The following is a 20,845-nucleotide window of genomic DNA, read 5'->3' as shown; positions in this document are numbered from 1 at the left end:
CGGAGGTTTGGACAGGTTGAAAGAGTTACGGCGGCCATAGCGAAACGGGAAACACCCGGTCCCATACCGAACCCGGAAGTTAAGCCTTTCAGCGCCGATGGTACTGCAACCGAGAGGTTGTGGGAGAGTAGGACGCCGCCGGACAAACATTGTGGAAGTGGGGTCACCTTCGGGTGGCCCCACTTCTGCATTTGCGGTTGTGTGCCGTGACGTGTCTGACCATTCAGCGTCCACAGCTGCGCTGATCGCGGTGCTGTCCACAACCTCCGGTCCTTGGGCACCCGCCGTGTCCTTCCTGGGAGTCAGAGTCGTCCCAGGAGGTGCACGGTGACCACAGTGGACACGACGACACAGAAGAAGAACTCGAACAAGCGACCGGGCGGGACCGCACCCAAGCGGGCCCGCAAGCCGGCTGTCGACCCGTCGGGCCGGCCCCGGTCTGGACCACCTGGCGACGACGATGAGCCCGGAATGAACGAGGTCCGGCTCCGCGGACGGCTGACCAGCGTCCCGGTCGTGGTCGACCTGCCGAGCGGGGACGCACTCGTCAGCTTCCGGATCTCGGTCCCGCGCGGTCGCAACGCGGGTCGGTCCAGCGGCGCAGCGTCCGGCCAGCGGGTCGACTCGATCCCCTGCTCCGCCTGGACGCCCGCCCTGCGCCGGAAGGTCGCGAGCTGGCGTGCCGGCGACGCCGTCGAGGTCTCGGGGGCGATGTGCTGCCGGTTCTACCAGGCCGGGGGAGCGACCCGGTCGCGGGTCGAGGTGGTGGTCTCGACGGCGAAGGTCGTCAGACGCTCACGGGCCGCATGATCACGCCCAGGCTCGGTTTGGGCTGGAAGGACGTCGCCTTCTCCGGCAGGAGCCCTCCGGACTCGACCAGTGCTCGCACCTGCTCGAAGTCGGGACTGGGCAGCAGCACGGCCGGTGCGGCGGACGACGTCGCGGCCAAGGCCTCCTCGACCGTGTGGTGGTGCTCGAGTCGGTGCCGCGAGCCGGGCAGCCGCGGGAGGACGTGGTCGTGCAGCCACGACACGGCTGCCTCCCGGACGAGCCCGCGGGGCGCGACGGCGTACCACGTCTCGCCGTCGGTCAGCACCAGGTGGGTGCTGTCGAGAGCGCCGAGGGCTCGCCGCCGCGACTGCGCCGTGACGTCGGCCCCCGCCTCGTGAGACGCACGCACGAGCGACTCGAGGCGCACGTGGGGCAAGGTCCGGTGGATCGCACCCAGGAACAGGGGAGTGTCGGCCTGGTCGACCAGCATCACGAGCCCGGCGTCCCACGGGGTGCCCGGGTACTCCTCCTGCAGTCGCAGGTAGGCGGCGTAGCGGTGGTGACCGTCCGCCAGCAGGCAACGGCTGTCGGAGACGAGGTTGCCGATCCTCGCCACGGTCTCCTCGTCCCGCACGGCCCAGAGCCGTTGGCGCTGGCCGGTGCGATCGAGGTACCGCCAGTCCGGCTCGGCGCGAGCGACCTCGTCGAGCAGGTCACGAAGCTCCTGCCGGCCGTGGTGCACGAGGAGGATCGGCGCGGGGTTGAGGTTCATCTGCAGCATCCGGTCGGCCAGCTCGCCGGCCTGCTCGGGATGGATCGCCTCGTGGGGCCAGACCGCACGCTCGGCAAGGCTGTCCGCGCGCTCGGACATACGCAGGGCTCCGACGAGTCCACGCACGGTGAGCCCGCCCGAGGTGTACTCGTGGAGGTAGAGCGCGGGTGCGGTGTCCGTACACGCGTCGCCACGGTCGATCCACTGGCCCAGGCGTGCCGCGACGTCGCGGTAGGGTCGCGCCAGTGCTCGCGCGGAGGCGGGGTCGCCCACGCGCGCCGGGGACAGCATCACCGCCCGGAACGGCAGCAGCTCGAGGGGCTTCGCCACGTACGGAGGCACGACGGTGGCGGAGTCCATCGGAGCATCGTAGGGGGACGCTCGTCACAATCCGGAAAGGGGTGGACCGTGCTCGAGGAGTCGACGACCCCTCTCGTGGAGGCCCACGACCTGGTCATGCTCGACCTCGACGGCGTGGTCTACGTCGGGGGTGAGGCCATCGACGGCGTCGCCGAGTCGATCGACCGGGTGCGAGCGTCGGGACGCCACGTCGCCTTCGTCACCAACAACGCCTCCCGCACTCCCCAGCAGGTGGCCGCCAAGCTCACCGCGATCGGCGTCGCCGCGGAGCCGGGAGACGTGGTGACGTCCGCCCAGGCCGCAGCACGCCTGCTGGCCGAGGAGCACGGCGCGGGTGCCCGTGTGCTGCTCCTCGGGGGAGAGGGCCTGCGGGTGGCGCTGCAGGAGGCGGGCCTGGATCCTGTCGAGGACCCTGAGGGCGCGGTCGCGGTGGCGAGCGGCTACGGGCCGGACGTGCGATGGCGGGACATCATGTGTGCCTCGGTGCTGGTGCGCGACGGACTGCCCTGGGTGGCGAGCAACGCCGACCTGACCATCCCGACGCCCTACGGGCTCGCACCCGGTCACGGCGTCCTGGTGCGGACGATCACCGGCTTCGCCGGGGTCGACGCCACGATCGCGGGCAAGCCTGAGAGGCCGCTCATGGAGGAGACGGTCCTGCGTGTGGGCGGCGACCGGCCGCTGATGGTCGGAGACCGTCTCGACACCGACATCGAGGGCGCGCACGCGATCGAGGCGCCGTCGCTGCTCGTGCTGACCGGGGTGACCTGGCTGGAGGAGCTCGCCGCGGCGCCGCCCGGGTTGCGGCCGACCTACGTCTCCCCGACGCTCGCCGGGCTGTTCGCCCCGCACCCGGCGCCCGAGATCACCGAGGCCGCGGTGGAGCTCGCCGGCTGGGCAGCGAGCGTCGCCGACGGTCGACTCGTCGTCGAGGGCAAGGGCAGCGATGCCGACTGGTGGCGCGTCGCCGCGACGGCGTGCTGGCGCCACCTGGACGACACCGGGAGCGTGGCCGACGTCTCCGACACGTTGCCTCCCGGGCCGGTCCGGCAGCTGGGTGCCGAGTAGGGTCTCGGCCATGAGTGAGCTGCCCGACCACGAGCCGACCGGCGTCGAGGCGGTCGACCGCGTGCTCGCGGAGGTTGCGGCCCTGGCTGATGCGCCGGTGCCCGAGCACGTCGCGGTCTTCGAGCGCGCCCACGAGCAGCTGCGGCGTGCCCTCGACGCCCGCCCCGACGCGCCCGGCGACCACCGGGGCGCCTGAACGACCGTGCCCCCGAGACGTCTGCGACTGGACCAGGAGCTCGTGCGGCGCGGCCTGGCCCGGTCGCGCGAGCACGCCAGCGAGCTGGTGGCTGCCGGCCGCGTCACTGTCTCCGGCGCGCCCGCCACCAAGCCGGCGACGGGCGTGACGACCGACGTGGCGATCGTGGTCAAGGACGACCCCACCTCGGTGGACTACGTGTCCCGGGGAGGCCACAAGCTGGCGGGCGCGCTGTCGGCGTTCGCCCGCCACGGTGTCGACGTCCGGGGCAAGCGGTGCCTGGACGCGGGTGCATCCACCGGCGGCTTCACCGACGTGCTGCTGCGCGCCGGTGCGCGCGAGGTGGTGGCCGTGGACGTCGGCTACGGGCAGCTGGCGTGGTCGCTGCAGAGCGACGAGCGGGTGCAGGTGCACGACCGCACCAACATCCGTGAGCTCACCCTCGACGTCATCGGTGAGCCGGTCGACCTCGTGGTGGGTGACCTGTCGTTCATCTCCCTCGCCCTGGTGCTCGACCCCCTGCTGTCGGTGACGCGCGAGGACGGCGAGCTGGCGCTGATGGTGAAGCCGCAGTTCGAGGTCGGCAAGGAGCGCGTGGGCAAGGGCGGCGTCGTCCGCGACCTCGGGCTGCGGGCCGAGGCGGTCACCACGATCGCCGACCTCGCCCGTGAGCGCGGCTGGGGCGCCGTGGCCGTCACGGTGAGCCCCCTGCCGGGGCCGTCCGGCAACGTCGAGTTCTTCCTCCTGCTGCGCCGTGGTCCGGCCTCGATCGGAGCGGACGACATCCGCGCCGAGGTCGAGCGCGCCGGGTCGCTGGGGGTGGCGGGTGAGAGGGTGGACCCGTGAGTCCCCCCAGCCCCCAGCGCCGCGTCCTGGTGCTCGCCCACACCGGCCGCGCCGAGGTGCGAGAGGTGGCCCGGGCCTGCGTCCAGAGCCTGACCGCGCACGGGATCGCCGTACGACTCCTCGCGGACGAGGCAGCCGACCTCGGGCTGACGGACGTCGACGGCCTCGTCGAGACCACGCAGCCCGACGACGTGCCGGGGGAGGGGTGCGAGCTGGTGCTGGTCATCGGCGGTGACGGGTCGATCCTCCGCGCTGCCGAGCTGACCCACGCGACGAGCACCCCGCTGCTCGGGGTCAACCTGGGCCACGTCGGCTTCCTCGCCGAGGCGGAGCAGGAGGACGTCGAGTCCACCATCGCCGCCATCGTCGCCCGCGACTACACCGCCGAGGACCGCCTCACGCTGGACGTCTGCGTGCTCGTGGGCAAGGAGGTGCGCTTCTCCACCTTCGCCCTCAACGAGGCGAGCGTCGAGAAGGCTGCACGCGAGCGCATGCTCGAGGTCGTCGTCGAGGTCGACGGACGCCCGCTGTCGCGCTGGGGCTGTGACGGCGTCGTCTGTGCCACCCCGACAGGGTCGACCGCCTACAACTTCAGCGCCGGCGGGCCCGTGGTGTGGCCCGAGGTCGAGGCCCTGCTCATGGTCCCGCTCAGCGCGCACGCGCTGTTCGCGCGTCCGATGGTGGTGGCGCCCTCGTCGGTGCTCGCCGTCGAGGTGCTGTCCAACACCGAGGGCTCGGGCGTCCTGTGGTGCGACGGACGGCGTACGGTCGACCTGCCTCCCGGCGCCCGTATCGAGGTGCGCCGCGGCGCCCGGCCGGTGCGGCTGGTCCGGCTGCACCACGCACCGTTCACCGACCGGCTGGTCGCCAAGTTCGACCTGCCCGTCGAGGGCTGGCGCGGCGCCGCCGAGCGCCGGCGCCGCGACAACGGGGACACCGATGCTTGAGGAGCTGAGGATCAGCCAGCTCGGCGTCATCGACTCCTCGACGCTCGAGCTCGGCCCCGGCCTGACCGTCATCACCGGCGAGACGGGCGCGGGCAAGACGATGGTCGTGACCGCCCTCGGGCTCTTGCTGGGCGGCCGGGCCGACCCCGGCGCCGTACGCTCGGGCGCCAAGCAGGCCCGCGTCGAGGGTGTCGTCGCGGCCAGTGACCTCGACGGCTTCCGCACCCGCGTGGAGGACGCCGGCGGCGAGGTCGAGGACGACCAGGTCGTCCTCGCCCGCAACGTGGCCGCGCAGGGACGCTCGCGAGCCTGGGTCGGCGGCGCCTCCGTGCCGGTGACCACGCTGGCCGAGGTCGCCGAGCCGCTCGTGGCCGTGCATGGCCAGTCCGACCAGCACCGGCTGCTCCGCCCGGCCGCCCAGCGTGCCTCGCTCGACCGCTTCGGCGGCGAGGCACTGGCCGAGACCGCGTCGTCCTACGCCGCCCTGTGGGCCGAGCTGGTCGCGACCGAGCGGACGCTGGCCGAGGTCGTGGGCTCCGCGCGCGAGCGCGCCCGGGAGGCCGACCAGCTGAGGTTCGGGCTCGGCGAGGTCGAGGCCGTCGACCCTCAGCCGGGGGAGGACGCCGAGCTCGCGGCGGAGGAGACCCGCCTCGGGTTCGCCGACACGCTCCGGACCGCGGCCGAGACGGCGCGGGAGGCGCTGTCCAGCGAGGACGGCGCACCCGACGCGCTCGCCACGACGAGCACCGCGCGGCACGCCCTCGAGGGGGTGCGCGAGCACGACCCCGCCGCGGGTGAGCTGGCCGACCGGCTCACCGAGCTGGGCCACCTGCTGGTCGACGTCGCCGGGGACGTCGCGTCCTACGCCGCCTCCCTCGACACCGACCCGGCCCGACTGGCCGCGGTGTCGGAGCGACGGGCGTCGCTGACGGCGCTGACGCGGAAGTACGGCGAGACGATCGACGAGGTGCTCGCCTGGGCCGAGGACGGCGCCAAGCGTCTCCTCGACCTCGAGGACACCGACGGCCAGATCGCCGAGCTGGAGGCGCGGCGTGACCGCATCCGCAGCGAGCTCGGTGTCCTCGCCGGCACGCTCAGCGCCCAGCGTCGCGACGCCGCGGACCGGCTCGGCGTGGCGGTCAGCGACGAGCTCACGTCCCTGGCGATGCCGCACGCCACCGTCACGATCGCCGTGACCCAGCAGGACACACCCCCTCCGGAGACGCCTGCCGGTCCCCAGCTGCTCGTCGACGGTCGCTGGGTGCGCGCCGGGGTCCACGGCATCGACGACGTGGAGTTCCTGCTCGCCGCCAACACCGGCGCCGAGGCGCGTCCGCTGCACAAGGGCGCCTCCGGCGGCGAGCTGTCGCGGGTGATGCTGGCCCTCGAGGTCTCCCTGGCCGAGACCGGCTCGGTGCCGACGTTCGTCTTCGACGAGGTCGACGCAGGGGTCGGCGGCAAGGCCGCCATCGAGGTCGGGCGTCGGCTGGCCGCCCTCGCCCGCTCCTCCCAGGTCCTGGTCGTGACGCACCTGCCGCAGGTCGCGGCCTACGCCGACCGGCACGTGGTCGTGCACAAGTCCAGCGACGGCACGGTCACGACCTCCGGACTGGTCTCGCTCACTGACGACGACCGCGAGCGCGAGCTGTCGCGCATGCTCGCCGGGGTCGAGGACTCCGACAGCGCTCGGGCCCACGCCCGCGAGCTCCTCGAGGCCGCCGCGCCCGAGCGGGCGTGCCTCCCCGAGAGGCCCACTCGCGGCTGACACCATGGCGCGGTCATGAAGTTCGCAGTCCGCTCCCGCCAAGCCCAGGCCCTGCCCGGCGTGCACGGCCCCGCCCGGGTCCATCGTCGTACGGCCAGCGTCCTCGGTCGCCTGCACGCAGGCGACGTCGTCGTCCTCGACCACCTCGACATGGACCGCGCGACAGCCCAGGCGCTGGTCGACGCCGGTGTCGTCGCGGTGGTCAACGCCAGCCCGATGATCTCGGGCCGCTTCCCCAACCTCGGGCCCGCCCAGCTCGTCGACGCCGGCCTGGCCGTGGTCGACAGCGTCGGCCCGGAGATCTTCGAGCGTGTCCGCGACGGCGCCGCGCTGCGGGTCGACGGGGGAGCGGTCCACCTGGGGGACGAGCAGATCTGCGAGGGCCGCGAGCTGACCACCGAGCTCGTCGCCTCGGAGATGGACCGGGCCCGATCGGGCCTGACGTCCCAGCTCGAGAGCTTCACCCACAACAGCACCGAGTTCCTGCGGCGCGAGCAGGACCTGCTGCTCCACGGCCACGGCGTGCCGCGCACCGCCACCGAGATGGCCGGACGCCCCGTCGTGGTGGCCGTGCGCTCCCACGGCTGGGAGCAGGAGCTGCGTGGCATCAAGCCCTTCGTGCGCGAGCAGCGCCCCGTCCTGGTCGGCGTCGACCACGGGGCCGACGCCCTGGCCAGCGCCGGGCACCGACCTGACGTCGTGGTGGTGACCGGGAGCTCCGACGACCTGCCCACGGCCGCGGTCCTGCGCCGCGCGCGCGACGTCGTCGTCCTCGTCGAGCGCGGAGCGCCGCGCAGCGCCACCGAGCCCTTCGAGCGGCTCGGCATCCGCCCCCTGCGCTTCGAGACCACCGCCACGACCGAGGACGCGGCCCTGCTGCTCGCCTCGGCCCACGAGGCGGCGCTGATCGTCGGGGTCGGCATGCACGCCACGCTCGACGAGTTCCTCGACCGGCGCCGCAGCGGCCTGGCCAGCACGTTCCTGACCCGCCTCAAGCTCGGTCCCGACCTCGTGGACGCTGCGGCCCTGCCGCGGCTCTACGACGGCGCGGTCCGGCCGCGCCACCTCGTCGGCGCCATCGCCGCCGGAGTGCTCGCCCTGGCCGCGGCCGTGAGCGTCACGCCGGTCGGGCAGCAGTGGGTCGACGAGCTGTCCCCCGGCGTCACCAGCACCACGTCCGACCTGATCGACAACGTTCGAGGAATCCTCCCGTGATCACCCTGCGCCACCACCTGCTCACCATCGTCGCCGTCTTCCTCGCGCTGGCAGCCGGGATCGTCCTCGGCGGCGGTCCGCTCTCCGACGTCGGACCGACCGTCGCAACCTCCTCGGAGCGCACGGAGGCCGCCCCGGCGGAGGACCGCACACAGGCCGACTACACCGAGAGCGTGGTCTCCGCGCTCGGGCCGGCCACCGTGGGTGGCCGTCTGGCCGAGCGGTCGGTCGCGCTCGTCACGGTGCCCGGCGCCGACGAGCAGGTCGTCACCGCCCTCGCCGAGCAGGTGTCGGCCGCCGGCGGCACGGTCAGCGCCCGCTACGACCTGTCCGAGGACCTCGTGGACCCCGGCCAGAAGTCGCTGGTCGACACGCTCGGCAGCCAGCTGCTGACCCAGCAGGCCGAGGGAGACGTCGCCGCCGAGGCATCGACGTACGACCGGATCGGCCAGCTGCTCGGCATCGCCGTGGCGACGAAGGAGGCCGAGGGGCAGGACGTCAGCGGCAAGGCGCGCGCCATCGCCGACGCCGTCACCGGCGCGGGCCTGATGGCCAAGCCGGGCGAGGTCTCCCAGCGCTCCCCGCTGGTGCTGCTCGTGCTCGGGACCGACGCCGCCGACGAGGGCTCCGACGCGATCCTCGCCGGGCTCGCCCAGGGCCTGGCCGTCCAGGCGGTCGGCGTGGTCGTGGCAGGCACCACGGCCGACGGCGGCGAGGGCCAGCTGGGCCGGTTGCGGGCCGACCCGGCCTCGGCAGCCGTGGCGACCCTGGACGGCGTGGACACGGCGGCCGGCCGGGTCGCGACGATCCTCACCCTCCAGCGCTCGCTGACGACACCCGGCGGCGCGTTCGGTGCGTCGGGTGCCGACGGACCCGTCCCCCTCGGGTAGGATCGAAGCCCGTGAAGAGCCGGACGCCGACCAAGCACGTATTCGTGACCGGAGGCGTCGCCTCCTCCCTCGGCAAGGGGCTCACCGCCTCCAGCCTGGGCAACCTGCTGAAGGCGCGCGGTCTGCGCGTCACGATGCAGAAGCTGGATCCCTACCTCAACGTGGATCCCGGCACGATGAACCCCTTCCAGCACGGCGAGGTCTTCGTGACCAACGACGGTGCGGAGACCGATCTCGACATCGGTCACTACGAGCGGTTCCTCGACACCGACCTCAACCAGATCGCCAACGTGACGACCGGGCAGGTCTACTCGACCGTCATCGCCAAGGAGCGCCGCGGCGACTACCTCGGCGACACCGTCCAGGTCATCCCGCACATCACCAACGAGATCAAGGACCGCATCCTCGCGATGGGCGGCGCCGACATCGACGTCGTCATCACCGAGGTCGGCGGCACCGTGGGCGACATCGAGTCGCTGCCGTTCCTCGAGGCGGCCCGCCAGACGCGGCACGAGATCGGCCGCGACAACTGCTTCTTCATCCACGTCTCCCTGGTGCCCTACATCGGCCCGTCCGGCGAGCTGAAGACCAAGCCCACGCAGCACTCGGTCGCCGCCCTGCGCTCGATCGGCATCCAGCCCGACGCCATCGTGTGCCGGGCCGACCGCGAGCTGCCCGAGGGCATCAAGCGCAAGATCGCCCTCATGTGCGACGTCGACGACGAGGCCGTGGTCACCGCGGCCGACGCCCCGTCGATCTACGACATCCCGAAGGTGCTGCACCGCGAGGGCCTCGACGCCTACGTCGTGCGCCGCCTCGACCTGCCGTTCCGCGACGTCGACTGGACCGACTGGGACGACCTCCTGCGCCGCGTGCACCACCCGTCCGAGGAGGTCACGATCGCGCTGGTGGGCAAGTACATCGACCTACCCGACGCCTACCTCTCGGTCAGCGAGGCGCTGCGTGCCGGCGGCTTCGCCCACGACGCGAAGGTCCACATCCGCTGGGTCGCCTCCGACGAGTGCCAGACCGAGGCCGGTGCCGCCAAGCACCTCTCCGACGTCGACGCGGTGCTGGTGCCCGGCGGCTTCGGCGTACGGGGCATCGAGGGCAAGCTCGGCGCGCTGCACTACACCCGCACGCACGGGATCCCCACCCTCGGGCTCTGCCTCGGCTTGCAGTGCATGGTGATCGAGTACGCCCGCAACGTGGCGGGCCTCACCAAGGCGGGCTCGACCGAGTTCGACCCCGACACGGTGGAGCCGGTCATCGCCACGATCGAGGAGCAGAAGAAGTACGTCGAGGGCGCCGGCGACCTCGGCGGCACCATGCGGCTCGGCCTGCAGAAGGCCGACCTCCTCGAGGGCAGCGTCGTGCGGGCGACCTACGGCTCGGCCACCGTCGAGGAGCGCCACCGCCACCGCTACGAGTTCAACGACACCTATCGCGACACCCTCGCGCAGGCGGGCCTGGTCTTCTCGGGCGTCAACCCCGAGCTCGGGCTGGTCGAGTTCGTCGAGCTCCCCGCCGACGTCCACCCCTACTACGTCGCCACCCAGGCGCACCCCGAGCTCCGCTCGCGGCCGACGCGACCGCACCCGCTGTTCGCCGGGCTCATCGGTGCCGCCATCGAGCGCCAGCGCTCGGAGCGGTTCCCGCTCGACGAGTCGGGACTCCGTCGCAAGGACGAGGTCAGCGGGTCCTGACGCCGGACGGGCGCGAGGAAGTGCCCGGTCGGCGCTCCTGAGCGCGAGGAAGTGCCCGGTCGGTCAGAGGCGGCGGGCGTGCAGGATCCGGCCCAGGACGAACGAGTTCGACCGGAGCTGGTTGCGCGCGTAGGCCATCAGGCTGGTGTCGTCGGCGGCGGCCTCGGCGGCGGCGAGGAACGACTCGTCGCCGGCACCGAGGGGATACATCGCGCGGATGGTGAGCCCCTGGTTGAGCAGGCCGCCCTTCAGCGTGTGCAGCTCCTCGAGGTAGCGGTGCGCGAACGGCGCGAGCAGCTCGGCCTGGCCGGGACGCCAGAACGTCGAGCCGAGCACGAGCGTCTCGCGACTGGCGGGCACGGCGTAGTCGACGAAGAACGCCCGCCAGACCTCCTCCTTGGCCTCGACGTCGGGACGGGCAGCGAGCACCGCGAGCCGTCGCATGCCGGCGTCGGGGTCGGGGTCGGACTCGAGCAGGCGGCCCACGGCGTCCTCGTCGTAGTCACCGAGCTCGGCGCGGCGCACGGCCATCCGCCAGGCCAGGTCGAGGTCGGTGGCCTCGTCGGCGGCAGCCTGCAGCACCGACCAGTGCTCGTCGGTGGAGGCCGAGGCGGCGAGGGTGCGCAGCGCCGCCTGGCGGGCGTCCGGGACGTCGACGAGCCCGAGCACCGCGTCGGCGAGCGCGGCCAGGAGACCGGGGGACTCCTCCGCCGGTGCCCAGCGGTCGGCGACCAGGAGCGCCTGGCTGAGGAAGGGCTCGACGAGCGCCGGGCTGGTCTCGGTGGACAGCGCGCGCGTCAGGGCGGCCGACACGTCACGGGGGGCGACGTCGCCGAGCAGCAGCAGCTGACCGGCGGTCGCCGCGACGAGCGCGCGGTCGAGCGGGTCGTCGAGCTGCTGGACGCGCTCGAGCATCAGCCGCAACGAGGTCGGGTCGGGCTTGACGGCGGCGAACGTGTAGTCGCCGGCGTTGAGCATCCTGAGGTCGCCGGCGGGGAGCTCGACCGGCGTACGCGTGCCGGTGACCTCGTGGGAGGACCGGCCGACGGGGGCCAGCACGTCGCCCGAGGCGTCGAAGACGGCGATGTCGAGCCGGTGGGGACGGGGCTCCTGGTCGTCGGTCGTCTCCACCACGAGCTCGCCGTCGACGAGCGAGATCACGTCGGTGCCGGCCTCGTCGAGCCAGGCCTTGGTCCAGGCAGACAGGTCGCGCCCGGAGGCCCGTGAGTAGCAGTCCATCAGGTCGTCGAGCCGGGTGTTGGAGAAGGCGTAGCGGCTGAAGTAGTCACGCAGGCCCTCGACGAACGCGTCCTCGCCGATGTAGGCCACGAGCTGGTGCAGGACGCTCTGGCCCTTGACGTAGGTGATGGCGTCGAAGTTGGACATCGCCGAGGAGACGTCGGGCACGTCGCTGCGGATGGGGTGGCGCGCGGGGCTCATGTCCATCTCGTAGGCGGTGCGCTTGAAGGCGGCGAGGAAGGTCGCCCACTGGTCGGTGAACTCGCTGGCGTTGGCCATGCCCCAGTTGGCGGCCCATGACGCGAAGGCCTCGTTGAGCCACAGGTCGTCCCACCACTGCATGGTCACGAGGTCGCCGAACCACATGTGCGCCATCTCGTGGAAGACGAACTCCGCGCGGACGGCGCGCTGCGCGTGCGTCGGGGGAGTGCGGAAGAGCTGGCCGTCGCCGTAGGTGACGCAGCCCCAGTTCTCCATCGCGCCGCCGAGGTTGGGCACGAACACCTGGTCGTAGCGCTCCTGCGGGAACGGGTAGCCGAACCGCTCGCCGAAGAACGCGAGGCCCTGCCGGGTGAGGGTGACCAGCTCGTCGAGGTCGCGCTCGAGGATCGGCACGAGCGACTGGCGGCAGTAGAACCCGAGGTCGTGTCCGTCGTGCTGCTGGCGCACCTCGTGGAAGGGGCCGGCGTTGACGACGACGACGTAGGTCGACAGGCGGAGCGTGTCGGGGAAGGTCCAGACGCGGGCGTCGTCGGTCGCGGCGTCCTCGACCGACTCGGGTGCCCCGTTGGACGTCACCAGCCACGACGAGGGTGCGGTGACGACGAAGCGGTGCGGCGCCTTGAGGTCGGGCTGGTCGAAGCAGGCCCAGACGCGGCGGGCCTCGTCGGGCTCGAGGCTGGTCCAGACGTAGACGAGCCCGTCGGTCGGGTCGACCGTGCGGAGGATGCCCTCGCCCGTGCCCGTGTTGGTGGTGCCGGCCTCGACGACCAGGACGTTGTCGGCCGCGAGCGCCGGCAGCGGCAGGCGGCCGTCGGCCGCGGCGGACACGTCGACGTCCTCGCCGTTGAGGGTCGCGCGGGTGACGTCCATGGCGACGTCGACGAAGGTGGTCGCGCCGGGCTCGGAGCAGGTGAAGGAGATGGTGCTGGTGGAGCGCCACTCCTCTCCCTCGAGCAGACCGGTCATGTCCACGTCGATGTCGTAGCGATGGACCGCGAGCAGGTCCGACCGGGTCTTCGCTTCGTGCTTGGTGAGGGTCGACAACGTCATGGGGGCGAACCTAACCCACCCTGACCAGCCGGACGCAGGTCCTTTCGGGCAGGCTCGGCGCCTCGGCTAGCGTCGGGGCATGACCGACGCGCGCGGGGACGATCCGCACCAGCTCGCCGACCGCCCGATGTCGTGGCCGGTGGTGTCGAGCAAGGACCTGCACCGCGACGACTGGGTGGTGGCGCTGCGCGAGGACCGGATCACCCGGCCCGGCCACTCCGAGGAGTTCAGCCGGATCAGCCTGGAGCACCCGGGGGCGGTGATCGTCCTGGCAGTGGACGACGACGAGCGGGTGATGTGTCTGCGCCAGTACCGCCACACGAGCGGGTACGAGTTCGTCGAGCTGCCCGCCGGTCTGCGCGACGCGGGGGACGAGCCGCCGGTCGAGACCGCGAAGCGGGAGCTGCGCGAGGAGGTCGAGCTCGAGGCCTCGGAGTGGCGGCAGCTGCTCAGCACCTACGGCAGCGCGGGCATCAGCGACGAGGTGCACGAGATCTTCCTCGCGCGCGGGCTCAGCCACGCCTCGCGCGGCGACTTCGAGATGCACCACGAGGAGGCCGAGATGGAGACCTTCTGGGTGCCGATGGCCGACCTCCTCGACGCGGTGCTGGAGGGGCGGGTGCGGCAGGGTCCGCTGGTGCAGGCGGTGCTCGCCTACGAGGTGCACAAGAGGCGGGGGACCCTGGACACGCCCGGCTCCGTCTCGGAGTAGTCTCGCTCCCGCTGTGAGGCGAGCCACACCCGTGGCCCCTCTCTGATCCTGAGGAGCAAGGCGATGAAGGTCGGCGTACCCAAGGAAGTCAAGAACCGCGAGTACCGCGTGGCTCTGACCCCCATCGGCGTGCACGAGCTGGTCCAGCACGGCCACGAGGTCGTGGTCCAGAAGACCGCGGGCGAGGGCTCGCAGATCCTCGACGAGGAGTACGTCGCCGCGGGCGCGACCATGCTCGACACGGCCGACGACGTGTGGGGCGAGGCCGAGATGGTCCTCAAGGTCAAGGAGCCGGTCGCCGAGGAGTACGAGCGGATGCGGGAGGGCCAGACCCTCTTCACCTACCTCCACCTGGCTGCTGACAAGCCGTTGACCGAGGAGCTGATGCAGCGCAAGGTCACCGCGATCGCGTACGAGACCGTGCAGCTGCCCTCGGGCGGGCTGCCGCTGCTCTACCCGATGTCCGAGGTCGCCGGCTGCCTCGCCCCGCAGGTCGGTGCGCACGCGCTGCTCAAGGCCAACGGCGGCCGCGGCGTGCTCATGGGTGGCGTCGGCGGCGTGGCCAACGCCAAGGTCGTCATCATCGGTGCCGGCGTGTCGGGCCAGAACGCCGCCAACATCGCGCTCGGCATGGGCGCCGACGTGACGCTGCTCGACACCGACCTCGACAAGCTGCGGATGTCGTTCTGGCGCTACAACAACCGCGTCCACGGCCTGGCCTCGTCCAAGCTCGCCATCGAGCAGCAGGTGATGGAGGCCGACATGGTGATCGGCGCCGTCCTGATCCCGGGCGCGGCCGCGCCCAAGCTGGTCAGCAACGAGCTGGTCTCGCGGATGAAGCCCGGCTCCGTGCTCGTCGACATCGCCATCGACCAGGGCGGGTGCTTCGAGGACTCGCACGCCACGACGCACGACGACCCGACCTACGAGGTGCACGACTCGGTCTTCTACTGCGTGGCCAACATGCCGGGCGCGGTGCCCAACACGTCGACGTACGCCCTGACGAACGCGACGCTTCCCTACGCGGTGGCGCTGGCCGACAAGGGCTGGCAGCAGGCGCTGCGCGACGACCGGAGCCTCGCCCTCGGCCTCAACACCCACGCGGGCCAGCTGACCAACGCGCCGGTGGGCGCTGCGGTGGGCATCGAGTCGGTGGAACTCGATACCGTCCTCGGGTGAGCTCCGGGGCGAGGCTGGACCGCGCGGTCCGCACCTACCTCGACCACCTGGCGGTCGAGCGCGGACTGGCGACCAACACGCTGAGCTCCTACCGGCGTGACCTGGCTCGCTACGACGAGTTCCTGTCCGGCCAGGGCATCGACGACCTCGACGCGGTCACCGAGGCGACGGTCGCGGCGTTCCTCGTCAGCCTGCGCGAGGGCAGCGAGGACCACCCCCCGTTGAGCGCGACCTCGGCGGCGCGGACGGTGGTGGCGGTGCGCGGCTTCCACAAGTTCGCCGTGTCCGACGGGCTCGCCCAGGCCGACCCGGCGGCTGCCGTCAAGCCACCGACGCCCGCCAAGCGGCTGCCCAAGGCGCTGCCGCTGTCCGACGTCGAGGCCATCCTCGAGGCGGCCGGTGCCCCCGACACGGTGCTCGCGCTGCGGGACCGGGCCCTGCTGGAGCTGCTCTACGGCACCGGTGCGCGGATCTCCGAGGCCGTCGGGCTCGACGTCGACGACCTCGACCAGGTCGACGGCACGGTGCTGCTGCAGGGCAAGGGCGGCAAGGAACGGCTGGTCCCGGTCGGCGGCTACGCCCGCGACGCGGTGGCCGCCTACCTGACGCGCGCACGCCCCGAGCTGGTCGGCGCCGGCAAGGGCGGACCGGCCATGTTCCTCAACTCGCGGGGCGGCCGGCTGTCGCGGCAGAGCGCCTGGGCGGTGCTGGTGAAGGCCGCCGAGCGAGCCGGCGTGACGGCGTCGGTGTCACCTCACACGCTGCGGCACTCCTTCGCCACCCACCTGCTCGACGGCGGCGCCGACGTGCGCGTCGTCCAGGAGCTCCTCGGGCACGCCTCCGTCACGACGACGCAGGTCTACACGCTCGTCACCGTCGACAACCTGCGGGAGGTCTTCGCCACGGCCCATCCGCGAGCCCGCGAGTGACGACCAGGCTCGAGCTGCTCGGCACGCCCGCCTGGGACGCTACGCCGATCGCGGGCGCCCGGCTCCACGCGTTGCTGGCCGCTCTCGTGCTGGAGCCGCGCGGCCTCACCGTCGCGCAGCTCGTGGAGCAGATCTGGGAGGACGAGCCGCCGGCGACGCCCGGCAAGGCGCTGCAGGTGATCGTCTCCCGGGCCCGCTCCGCGACCGCGGCGGACGTCGTCGAGCTCACCGAGACCGGCTACCGGCTCGGGCTCGAGCCGGACGAGGTCGACGTGCTCGCGCTGGGACTCCACGTGGCCGGCGCCCGCGAGTCGCTGGCGGCAGGCGACGCGGTCGCGGCGGCGGAGCAGGCCGAGCTGGCGCGCGCGTGGCCCGAGCCCGCCGTCGACGACGCGTCGGGCCCGCTGGCGCGCCTGCGGCTGCTGGCGTCCCGGACGCTCGAGGCCGCCGACGACCTGCTCGGTCGCGCGCTGGCACGGCAGGGCAGGCACGCCGAGGCGCTCCCGCTCCTCGAGGCCGCGGCCGACCGCTGGCGCGACGACGTGACCGTGCTGGGCGACCTGCTGCGCACCATGGCGGCGATCGGCGGGCCGGCGGTCGCGCTCGGGCGCTACGAGGCCTACCGGCTCGACCTCGCCGACCGCCTCGGGGTCGACCCGCCCCCCGAGCTCCAGCACCTGCACCGCGAGCTGCTCGCCGCCGACGACCCGGTGCGCACCGGCCTGCGCTACGACGGTGCCGGGCTGCTCGGCCGCGAGCAGGACCTGGCACGGCTGCGCGCGGCGCTCGCCTCGTCACGCCTGGTGACGGTGCTCGGCCCCGGCGGCATCGGCAAGACCAGCGTCGCGCAGGTGCTCGCCCGGGAGTCGACCCTGCCCCGCGTCCACGTCGTCGAGCTCGTCGGTGTCGGGGCGGGCGAAGACGTGGTCGTCGCGATCGGTGGGGCGCTCGGCGTCCGGGGGTCGGTGACCGCCCGCCGCGCGCTCACCCCCGCCCAGCAGGCCGACGTCCGCAGCCGGCTCGCGCAGGAGCTGGACGCCGGGCCGACGCTGCTGGTGCTCGACAACTGCGAGCACGTGCTCGAGCCCGTGGCGGCGCTCGTGGCGTTCCTGCTCGCCACCACCCGCGACCTGCGGGTGCTCGCCACGAGCCGTGCCCCGCTCCGTCTCGGCGCCGAGCGCGCGGTGCCGCTGAGCCAGCTCTCGACCCCCGACGCGGAGGAGCTCTTCGTGCGACGCGCGTCGGCCACCCGGCCCGACGCGCGCCTGGAGCCCGAGGCCGTGCACGCGGTGGTCGACCGCCTCGACGGCCTGCCGCTCGCCGTCGAGCTGGCGGCAGCCAGGGTCCGGACGATGACGGCGGCCGAGGTCGCCGCCGCCCTCGACGACCGCTTCGCCACGTTGCGCAGCCGGGACCGGAGCACCCCGGACCGGCACCGGACCCTCGAGGCGGTCATCGCCTGGTCGTGGGACCTGCTCACCGACGACGAGCAGAGGGCGCTGGCCTGGCTCTCGGTCTTCCAGGACGGCTTCGACCGCGCCACCGCCGCGGCGGTGCTCGGCGCGGCCGCGCTCGACCTGGTCGACTCGCTCGTCGAGCAGTCGCTCCTGGTGATCACCGAGGAGGGCGGGTCCGCGCGGTTCCGAGCGCTCGAGACGATCCGGGAGTACGCCGCGACGCAGCTCGCGCGCCGCGGCGAGGTCGAGGCGGCGGGGGAGGCGCAGCGGCAGTGGGCGCGCGAGCTCGCCGACCGGTCCGCGGACCTCGTGCTCGCCGACGACCAGGTCGCCCTGGTGGACGCGCTCGTGCGCGAGCAGAACAACCTCACCGACGTGCTGCGCCACTCCTTGGCGACGGGTGACCGCGAGCTGGTGGCCACACTGGTGTCGCTGCTGGGCAGCGTCTGGACGATCACCGGCGACCAACCCAGGATCTTCGCGATCTGCGACGCGGCCGCCGACCTGCTCGCGGGCTGGGAGGTCCCCGACGGCCTGCACACCCACGCGCAGGAGGCCGCAGGCGTCCTGATGATCCACCTCAGCTGGATGCCTGGGGTCGACCTGGGCGGCCTGCGTGCCCTCCTGGTGCAGGGCGAGCCTCCGACGGGCACGTGGGGCCTGATCGCCCACACCGTCCACGTCGCCGAAGGCGGCACCCCGGCCAGGCTCGCCGAGGTCGCCGCCCGGCAGACGCGACCGGCGATGGCCGGTGCGCTGCTGCTGTGGGCCGCGATCGTCGCGGAGAACGGCGGCGACGTCGACACCGCGCGCCGCTATGCGGAGGAAGCGCTGCGCGGGCCGCTCCCGCCCTACCTGAGCGCGTCCCTGCACGCCGAGCTCAGCCAGCTCGCGATGACGTCGGGCGACCACCACCGGGCGGCGCGGCACGCGGAGGTCGCGTGGCCGCTCCTCGAGCGGATCCACTCGGTCACCGACGCCTACAGCCTCCAGGTCGCGACCGCGATCGCGCCGCTGCTCGACGGTGACGTCGCGGAGGCTGAGCGGCTGCTCGAGACGTTCGGCCCGCCGGACGGTGACTCGGCGCAGATGGGCGCCCGCCTGACGTGGTGCGTGGCCCAGGCCGAGCTCGCCCTCGCGAAGGGCGACCACGGGGAGGCCATCGCGCGCTACGACGCGGCCGTCGAGCTGGTCGCCGACGTCGAGGGAGGGCCGGTCGCGTCGCCGTGGCTGGCGATCGCTGCGTCCGCCGCGCTGGTGGCCCGGGTCCGGCACGGAGGTCCCGGGCCCGACCCACGGGCCGAGGAGCTGCGCGACCTGGTCGCCGGCGACGGTGGAAGCGGCCCGGTCGGCACGCTGTGGTTCACCGACCTGCCGCTCAACGGCGTGCTGCTGGTCGCGCTGGCGTCGTGGGTGCTGCGCCACGGCTCCGGCCACCAGCACGCCGACGCGGTGCACCTGCTGGCGGTCGCGCACCGCTGGGCCTACAACCGCAGCATCCCGGTCATGGCGTGGGAGCCCCTGGCGCACCTCGCCGACGCGGTGCTGCCCGGGCGGGTCGGCCGGCTCGTCGAGGAGCTGGCCGACCGCCCGGGCGCGGAGCTGGTGCCGGACGCTGCCGCGACGGTGGACCGGCTGCGGCAGGAGTGGGTCACATCTTCCGGTTGAAGGCCCGCACGGACAGCGGGGCGAAGACCGCGATGACGACGCCGCACCCGAGCAGGGCCCAGCCGACGTCGCCGGTGACGGCACCGTCGTTGGCCAGGTCGCGGATGGCGGTGATCACCAGCGACACCGGGTTGACCTCGGCGAAGGCGCGCAGCGGTCCCGGCATCGTCTCGGTCGGCACGAACGCGTTGGACAGGAACGTCAGCGGGAACATGACGAGAAGCGAGATGCCCTGCACGGCCTGGGCGTTGCGACCCACGATGCCGAACAGCGTGAAGATCCACGCCAGGGACCAGCCCGCCAGCATCGCGAGCAGCACGGCGCCGGCGACGCCCGGGACGCCACCGCCGGGGCGGTAGCCGATCGCGATGCCCACCGCGAAGGTCAGCACCGACGCGATGAAGTAGCGGAGCAGGTCGGCGACCATCGGCCCGGCGAGCGGGGCGATGCGCGAGATCGGCAGCACCTTGAAGCGGTCGAAGACGCCGGTGTCCATGTCGGTGCGCAGCTGGACACCGGTGGCGACGCAGGCGGTCAGCACCGTCTGGCCGATCAGCCCGGGGATGATGAGGGGGAGGTAGCTGTCGACGTCACCGGAGATGGCGCCCCCGAAGATGTAGGCGAACATCCCGGTGAAGACGAGCGGCTGGATGGTGACGTCGAACATCACCTCCAGGCTGCGACGCATCTTCATGGTCGCCCGCCAGGCGAGGGTCACGGTCTGGCTCACGGTGTCGCCGAGCCCTGGACGGGTGGGAAGGTCGGCGGTGGGGTCGGACACGGTCAGGCTGCTCATCGGGCTGCCTCCATCTGCGGGTCGGTGTGGTCGGTGTGGTCGGCCTGGTCGGCCTGGGCGGGCGGTGCGACGTCGTCGCGCTCGGCGTCGTGGGTGTCGTGGCCGGTCAGGGCGAGGAACACCTCGTCGAGCGACGGCTTCTGGACCGTGACCGACTCGATCACCACGTCGTGGTCCCGGAGGGCGACGAGCACGTCGACCGACTGGTCGGTGCGGGTGAGCGGCACGTTGACGCGTCGCGCCTCCGGGGTGAGGACGGCCTCCTCGCCGAGCAGTCGTCGTACCTCCTGCTCCACCAGGGGCAGGTCGGCGGGGTCGGCGAGCTGGAGCTGCAGCGCGGACTGGCCGACCGACGACTTGAGCTCGTCGGCGGTGCCCTCCGCGACCTTGCGGCCCCGGTCGATCACGGCGATCCGGTCGGCGAGCTGGTCGGCCTCGTCGAGGTACTGCGTGGTGAGCAGCACCGTGCACCCGGTGCGGACGAGGTCGCGGATGGTGTCCCACATCTGTCCGCGGGTGCGCGGGTCGAGGCCGGTGGTCGGCTCGTCGAGGAAGATCAGCGGCGGCCGGGTGAGCAGGCTGGCGGCCAGGTCGAGCCGCCGCCGCATGCCGCCGGAGAAGGCCGAGATCGGCTTTCTCGCCGCCTCGGCCAGGTCGAACTGCTCGAGCAGCTCGGCGCCGCGGGCGCGCGCCTCGGTGCGGCCGAGGCCCTGGAGCCGCGCGAACAGCCAGAGGTTCTCCGACGCGGTGAGGTTCTCGTCGACCGAGGCGTACTGGCCAGTGACGCCCAGCAGCCGGCGTACGGCGTGGGGCTCGGCACGGACGTCGTGGCCGAAGATCGTTGCCTCGCCCGCGTCGATGTGGAGGAGGGTGGCGAGCATCCGGAGCGTGGTGGTCTTGCCGGCGCCGTTGGGGCCCAGGACGCCGAAGACCTCCCCCCGGCGGACCTCGAGGTCGACGTGGTCGACGGCCCGCTGGTCGCCGAACTGCTTGACGAGCCCGGTGGCCCTGACGGCGAGGTCGGTGTCATGTGTGGTCATGTCCCGAAGCGTGCGCC

The 20,845-nt window shown here is 73.0% G+C and carries 17 protein-coding genes and 1 rRNA gene; 14 read left to right on the top strand and 4 right to left on the bottom strand.

Going from position 1 to position 20,845, the window contains the following annotated elements; genetic code table 11:
- Positions 1 to 26 precede the first annotated feature (26 nt).
- A 5S ribosomal RNA gene (gene rrf / locus NCI01_RS18900) occupies positions 27 to 144 on the top strand.
- A gap of 327 nt (positions 145 to 471) precedes the next feature.
- On the top strand, positions 472 to 810 hold the full coding sequence (locus tag NCI01_RS18895; protein WP_254183034.1) for a single-stranded DNA-binding protein: 339 nt from the start codon (positions 472 to 474) through the stop codon (positions 808 to 810).
- Here NCI01_RS18895 and NCI01_RS18890 read toward each other — a convergent pair.
- The gene (locus tag NCI01_RS18890; protein ID WP_254183033.1) at positions 788 to 1,903 is read right to left on the bottom strand and encodes a DUF1015 family protein; all 1,116 of its coding nucleotides are present in this window, start codon (positions 1,901 to 1,903) and stop codon (positions 788 to 790) included. The genes NCI01_RS18895 and NCI01_RS18890 overlap by 23 nt on opposite strands.
- Before the next feature lie 48 nt (positions 1,904 to 1,951).
- Here NCI01_RS18890 and NCI01_RS18885 point away from each other — a divergent pair, with 48 nt between their 5' ends.
- The 8 genes from NCI01_RS18885 to pyrG are packed head-to-tail and all read left to right on the top strand — an operon-like array spanning position 1,952 to position 10,536.
- A complete protein-coding gene (locus tag NCI01_RS18885) occupies positions 1,952 to 2,971 on the top strand; it encodes an HAD-IIA family hydrolase (protein WP_254183032.1) in 1,020 nt (339 codons plus the stop codon).
- A gap of 10 nt (positions 2,972 to 2,981) precedes the next feature.
- On the top strand, positions 2,982 to 3,167 hold the full coding sequence (locus tag NCI01_RS18880; protein WP_254183031.1) for a hypothetical protein: 186 nt from the start codon (positions 2,982 to 2,984) through the stop codon (positions 3,165 to 3,167).
- A gap of 6 nt (positions 3,168 to 3,173) precedes the next feature.
- A complete protein-coding gene (locus NCI01_RS18875; protein WP_254183030.1) occupies positions 3,174 to 4,013 on the top strand; it encodes a TlyA family RNA methyltransferase in 840 nt (279 codons plus the stop codon).
- A complete protein-coding gene (locus NCI01_RS18870; RefSeq protein ID WP_254183029.1) occupies positions 4,010 to 4,960 on the top strand; it encodes an NAD kinase in 951 nt (316 codons plus the stop codon). Before NCI01_RS18875 ends, NCI01_RS18870 begins: the two co-directional genes overlap by 4 nt.
- Entirely contained in the window at positions 4,953 to 6,725 is a 1,773-nt protein-coding gene (recN, locus tag NCI01_RS18865; RefSeq protein ID WP_254183028.1) for a DNA repair protein RecN, read from the top strand. Before NCI01_RS18870 ends, recN begins: the two co-directional genes overlap by 8 nt.
- Positions 6,726 to 6,740: 15 nt before the next feature.
- Positions 6,741 to 7,940 (top strand): putative cytokinetic ring protein SteA, encoded by a 1,200-nt coding sequence (steA, locus tag NCI01_RS18860; RefSeq protein WP_254183027.1) that lies wholly within the window; start codon positions 6,741 to 6,743, stop codon positions 7,938 to 7,940.
- Positions 7,937 to 8,830 (top strand): copper transporter, encoded by an 894-nt coding sequence (locus tag NCI01_RS18855; RefSeq protein WP_254183026.1) that lies wholly within the window; start codon positions 7,937 to 7,939, stop codon positions 8,828 to 8,830. Before steA ends, NCI01_RS18855 begins: the two co-directional genes overlap by 4 nt.
- An 11-nt stretch (positions 8,831 to 8,841) precedes the next feature.
- On the top strand, positions 8,842 to 10,536 hold the full coding sequence (gene pyrG / locus NCI01_RS18850; RefSeq protein WP_254183025.1) for a CTP synthase: 1,695 nt from the start codon (positions 8,842 to 8,844) through the stop codon (positions 10,534 to 10,536).
- 63 nt (positions 10,537 to 10,599) lie between these two features.
- On the opposite strand, the gene pepN is transcribed toward pyrG, so the two are convergent.
- A complete protein-coding gene (gene pepN / locus NCI01_RS18845; protein ID WP_254183024.1) occupies positions 10,600 to 13,047 on the bottom strand; it encodes an aminopeptidase N in 2,448 nt (815 codons plus the stop codon).
- A gap of 79 nt (positions 13,048 to 13,126) precedes the next feature.
- On the opposite strand from pepN, the gene NCI01_RS18840 reads away from it, so the two are divergent.
- From NCI01_RS18840 to NCI01_RS18825, 4 genes are all read left to right on the top strand, one after another.
- Positions 13,127 to 13,759, top strand: coding sequence for an NUDIX domain-containing protein (locus NCI01_RS18840; RefSeq protein ID WP_254183023.1), 633 nt, complete (start codon positions 13,127 to 13,129; stop codon positions 13,757 to 13,759).
- A 63-nt stretch (positions 13,760 to 13,822) separates the two neighbouring features.
- Positions 13,823 to 14,938, top strand: a complete 1,116-nt coding sequence (gene ald, locus NCI01_RS18835) for an alanine dehydrogenase (protein ID WP_254183022.1) — start codon at positions 13,823 to 13,825, stop codon at positions 14,936 to 14,938.
- Entirely contained in the window at positions 14,935 to 15,867 is a 933-nt protein-coding gene (xerD, locus tag NCI01_RS18830; RefSeq protein ID WP_254183021.1) for a site-specific tyrosine recombinase XerD, read from the top strand. The genes ald and xerD overlap by 4 nt, the downstream gene beginning before the upstream one ends.
- A complete protein-coding gene (locus tag NCI01_RS18825; RefSeq protein ID WP_254183020.1) occupies positions 15,864 to 18,992 on the top strand; it encodes an ATP-binding protein in 3,129 nt (1,042 codons plus the stop codon). Before xerD ends, NCI01_RS18825 begins: the two co-directional genes overlap by 4 nt.
- Here NCI01_RS18825 and NCI01_RS18820 read toward each other — a convergent pair.
- Together NCI01_RS18820 and NCI01_RS18815 are read right to left on the bottom strand one after the other, a co-directional pair.
- The gene (locus NCI01_RS18820; RefSeq protein ID WP_254183019.1) at positions 18,976 to 19,788 is read right to left on the bottom strand and encodes an ABC transporter permease; all 813 of its coding nucleotides are present in this window, start codon (positions 19,786 to 19,788) and stop codon (positions 18,976 to 18,978) included. The two genes, NCI01_RS18825 and NCI01_RS18820, sit on opposite strands and share 17 nt — an antisense overlap.
- Entirely contained in the window at positions 19,785 to 20,828 is a 1,044-nt protein-coding gene (locus NCI01_RS18815; RefSeq protein ID WP_254183018.1) for an ATP-binding cassette domain-containing protein, read from the bottom strand. Before NCI01_RS18815 ends, NCI01_RS18820 begins: the two co-directional genes overlap by 4 nt.
- Positions 20,829 to 20,845: the final 17 nt, after the last annotated feature.

Source organism: Nocardioides pinisoli, from assembly GCF_024199985.1.
GTDB classification, from domain to species: domain Bacteria; phylum Actinomycetota; class Actinomycetes; order Propionibacteriales; family Nocardioidaceae; genus Nocardioides; species Nocardioides pinisoli.
This window is presented reverse-complemented; position numbering and strand designations above follow the sequence as displayed.